The 3,519-nt window shown below is 49.4% G+C and carries 1 protein-coding gene and 1 riboswitch; the gene reads right to left on the reverse strand.

Annotation, left to right across the window (positions count from 1 at the left end; translation table 11 throughout):
• Positions 1 to 363 precede the first annotated feature (363 nt).
• A complete protein-coding gene (locus tag AC1W8Y_RS14910) occupies positions 364 to 2,988 on the reverse strand; it encodes a peptidase S53 (RefSeq protein WP_482015281.1) in 2,625 nt (874 codons plus the stop codon).
• 68 nt (positions 2,989 to 3,056) lie between these two features.
• Positions 3,057 to 3,142: riboswitch (cyclic di-GMP riboswitch) on the reverse strand.
• Between the last annotated feature and the right edge of the window lie 377 nt (positions 3,143 to 3,519).

Raw genomic sequence — 3,519 nt, forward strand, 5'->3', positions numbered from 1 at the left:
CAAGAAGGACCAAGGTCACTGGTCATTTCGCTCATTCAATCCACATCCAAATGCCACATAAGAGAGCAACCCACATTGTGCTAATACGCCACCGGCTGCAAGGGTGGGTAACGATGCGTTCCCTTTTGCTTGGCAGTCAAAACATGTCACGCTGAGTGCCCCTCCCCCTATTACTTGCAACAAGCAGTGATATCGTTTTGCTTTGTCCAACGTCTCTCGGTTCCATTCAGAAATGCAGCACATGATACGTAGAAATAACAAAGCGCCTCGATGGGTAGTCCACCAAGGCGCTTTCGTCAAACTGCATTTCTCTCACTGCATATGAACAACGAAATCAAATGTCGTTCAAACCTGCAACTACGATCAATTGGTAATTGTGACGATCAAATTAGCAGAGATATTGTTCTGCGCTGCATCTGAAGCAAAAACTTGCAGTAAGTAGGTGCCCGCCACTGGATTATTCCATGTCACAGAGTATTTACTAATCCCACCCGATACATTCATTCCCACAGGCATACCACCAATACCTGTGCCAGATACCGAGGAGGTTGAGTCATTGATCTGAATCGTCCCCGAGAGTGGCACACCCGCCTTGCCAGTCAATCCAGTCCCAACAACACTCAAACCACCCGTTTTACTGATTGTAATATCGTACGTTCCCGTACCGACTAAGCCTGTAGCAGTATCCTTGGCGACGACAGAAACGCTGTATGTCCCCTGAACTGGCGCCGGCCAAGTGACATTCCCTTTCGTGTCAATCGTCATACCAGTTGGTGCGCCAGGTAACGATAATGTGAAAGGTTTGGTATCAGATACGGTCACAGCAAAATTCAAAGCAGTACCTACGCTACCAGCCGCGTTACCAGAACTCACACCAGGCCCTGCAGTTTTGTTAATGATCACAGAGTACACACCGTTACCTGTCAGATTGTTCATCATGTCACGTGCTGTCACCGTTACGGTATAAGTACCTGCAACCGGTTTGCTCCAACTGATTAAACCTGCCGAGCTGATTGACATACCGCTTGGCGCACCAGAAAGTGTCAGCGTTGTCGGATTGACGTCTGTAACATTGACTGGGAAGGCCATTGCCACACCCGCAGTACCGCTTTGGGTACCAGAACTTACCACTGGCGGATTACTTGCCGCAACAAACACGGTATATACACCTTGACCAGAAAGACCCGATTTCGTGTCTGTCGCTACCACATTCACTGGAAAGGTTCCTGCAACGGGATTCGGCCAACTCACTACCGCATTACTCGATACCGTCATTCCCGCAGGAGCATTTTGCAAACTCATCTTGTACGAAGTACTGCCCGTCACACTGACGTTGAAGCTCACGGCTTTTCCAGCGATGGCACTAATTGAGTATCCACCGCTTACTGCAGGCGCAGAAGACACCGTCAAACCAGTCAGGTTATTGATAAAGTTCGCTGCGTTAGGTGTCCCCAAGCCAGTGGCGATGTCGTAGCCTTTCGTTGCGGAGCAGACTGAGCAAGTACCGTCATTGCCGGAAGTGATATCCGAAAATAACGAGGAATATGTCCCTGCGACACTCGCAATCTGTGTATAGAGTGCCGCATGTGGATCACCCAACACTGCTTTGCCACTCTGAACGCGCATTGCATTTACGATGGTTGTCAATCCAGCCCATTGAGGTGTAGCCAAACTGGTTCCCCCACCTGTTACCCAACTCACTTGACAGAAACTACACGTGGTTTGATTCGGAATTACCGCCACATATTGCCCAGAGTTTGGATCCGCGTTGAAAGAGACATCTGCAACCGCGCGTTTGCCGTAATTCTGCATCCCTGGCACTTTATTATTTTGATAACTTGGGGTTGGTTCGAAAGCGCTCACACCACCACCCGTTTTTGACCATACAACTTCCGAACGATTACCGGATCCGCTGTAAGTCATTGTGGTACCACCAACACCAACCACGTACGGAGACACGGAGGGCCAGTTCACTGCTTCGCCGCTATCACCAGTAGCAGCGAAGTAACTCATGCCCTTTGCTTGAAAGTTGCTATCTGACGTTAAAGCAAAGCTCCCTTCAGCGGTCGCGAAACTCATGGATACCACGCCAGATCCCATCTGGTTCGCCAATTGAATCGCACCCGTCATCGCGGGGAAGGTCGCATTAGGAGACTCAATTAACACAATACGTGCAAGCGGTGCGATGGCGTGCGCCCACTGGACGTCCATGGCAATTTCGACTGCCCAATTTGCATCATAACTTGGCGCGCTCGCAGTCATCGTACCGGTAGACGTACTCTGAATTTTATAGAAATCACAACTGTTACTGCTCGGTGCAGCCAGCGGCAGCTTCGCATTGGTCGCCAGCGTCCGTGTCGTGCAACTTGGAAGACCAAACAATTGATTAAATGCAGCCAATTCGCTCGCAACCATCGGATCGTCAAACGCATCGATCACATAAATAGTCTGTCCAGCACCATATTGCGCCAATTGTGCAGCGGTCAAGTTCGCGAACGTAGAGGGCAGGGTTGGCAGTGTGTAAGCCGCCCGTACTTGCGCCGGAGAATATGTAGCGATGTAAGTGCCAGCGGCAGTCGTACTGGCACTTTGCAATGTCACAGCACTCTTCAATTTCTCAATCGGTAACTCTCTCGTCTGCACATTCCTGTATTCTTCAGGTATCAACTTCATTTTAGGTGGCAGACTGCTGGATAACGACTGACCATTGGCATCCAAACCATCTGGCGGTTCAGGAAGCATCGGCGCTAGGTGGTAGGTTGGCCGCATTGTGACAGCTGCGCTGCCGGCCTCTGACGGATTAGCTGTGCCAAACACTAAAACACCTGTCGTCACATCCGCTGGGGCAGACACTGACTGCGGTGCGCTGACAGCATCGGTATGACTCGTCGAACCTCCGCAAGCAGATAGCAGCAGCGTCAGGGTTGCACTTGAGAATAGTGCGGTGGATTTACGAAGGGAAACACGGTGGTACGCCATAATGTTCATCGCTTTATGTTGGCCAAGGCGTACTGCTTATCAAGTTACAAGACCGTCAGAGTGACGAATCTCACCAACTTGGCAACCCCGCTACCATAGCGCAATGCGCTTTAGGCCGGTGGCTTTGCGTCCCCGCATTTCGACGGGTTTGCCTCGGGATACTTCAATCAATAGGACCGAAATCGCATGACAACTACAATTACTCACCGGAAAGTCTATCCGAGACGATAGGCACGTACAAGTTAAAAAATGTCAAAAGATCGCGTTTAGTCGCCCCCACCCAATTCAAAAATTGTCGACACACAACAACATCAGCGATTTCAAAAATAATCCGCCACAAAAAATATAAAAAAGATAACATCATTAGGTGCATTTATTGTATTTTTTATTCGTCTACCCGCACTCTTTCATACTGTCAAGACTGGCGCAAATACACAAATTGCGTATCATCTGCGCCTTGATTGCTTTTTATTGTCTGGATTTATGCTGCCTTCGATTGAACAAAGACTCGCCTTAGAACTCGCTGCTAAGCCAGTTCAG

The sequence above is a fragment of the Jezberella sp. genome, from assembly GCF_964834465.1.

Bases quoted from the DNA above. Each gene is read 5' to 3' on its own strand.
- AC1W8Y_RS14910 (WP_482015281.1), bottom strand. From the start codon at position 2,988: ATGAACATTATGGCGTACCACCGTGTTTCCCTTCGTAAATCCACCGCA.